Annotated in this window: 2 protein-coding genes; both read right to left on the bottom strand. The window is 34.5% G+C overall.

Going from position 1 to position 1,153, the window contains the following annotated elements:
- Positions 1–249: hypothetical protein (locus ACTHUM_RS14835; protein WP_440403267.1), on the bottom strand; the 249-nt coding region annotated here is incomplete at its 3' end.
- Positions 250–252: 3 nt separating this feature from the next.
- Positions 253–1,153: DNA-methyltransferase (locus ACTHUM_RS14830; RefSeq protein ID WP_440403266.1), on the bottom strand; the 901-nt coding region annotated here is incomplete at its 5' end.

Genomic DNA, 1,153 nt, shown 5'->3' with positions numbered 1-1,153 from the left:
CAATAGCAAAGCCTCTTGAAGATTATCTTTTCCGGGATCACAATCATAATATGCTAAAAGAAAACATCCTTGTGGAACCCCGTTTGCTCGTTCCTTCCATGCATCAGCCATTAGAATTGAACTACTTGTATAAGAAATCTTAAAAGGTCTGCCTACAAATATACCTGTATCCCAACTCCAATTTCCATCAGATTCAATTTTACGTTTAAATAAATTAATATTTGCAATACTTGATGAAATACTCAACATTATTTATACCTCTTTATAACTCAAAATAGGGTCTTCAAATCTAATTTTGGCCTGCTCTATATAACTCTCTTGAAGCTCAATAGAAATCCAATTTCTGTCTAATAGTGCAGCTGCAAATCCTGTGGTATTGCTTCCAGCAAACGGGTCTAAAATCAAATCTCCTTCATCTGTTAAATATTGAATAAAAAATTTTACAAGGCCAATGGGCATTCTTGCTGGATGAACTGTTATGTTCTGTCTTTTGCACTCTCTATGAAAAAAATCGTTCGATGCTGAATTAGAGAAAGAAAAGGCATTAGGTAACCTAGGTTTTCTATTTTCATCAATACTTTCTATTTCAAATAAATTGTGAGAAATTGCACCACCTCTATCATTTAGGAAACTTTTTTCCCCAATACTATGTTCCGATGGTCTCTTTCCTGCATTATAAGACCCTCTTTTTAATAAACTTTTCATAGCTTCACTGTAGGGTCTTAGCACTTTTCTGTTATCAGCTTTTGGATAGTCTGTTTTTGAAAACCACCATACATGTGTGTAGCTATCAACAGTACGAAGAGGATTAACTGTGACCCATTGTGCAGGAGAAGGTAATCGAGAAGGGTTATAGCAAACAAATTCTTGTATAAGTCTTAAATTTGTTTCTGCAGATTCTGCAATAGACATTAATGCCTTCAAAGCCAACAAGCTTTGAACGGGTCTACCAGGCTCCCAACTATTACCTAATTCAACAACTAATGAACCATCATCAGCTAATTTTTCAGCTAGCAATGGAGTCAACTCTTTAATCCAATTTAAGTATTCTTCTCCTGTTTTATTACCATAACTCTTCTTTTGATTAAGAGGATAAGGAGGGGAAGTAATGATTAGATTTACTTTGCCATTTAGATTGCTAAATGATTTACTC

It is taken from the genome of Neisseria sp. P0021.S006 (assembly GCF_051956895.1).
Note: the sequence above shows the minus strand (reverse complement) of the source record. Positions and strands in the feature narration are given on the sequence as shown.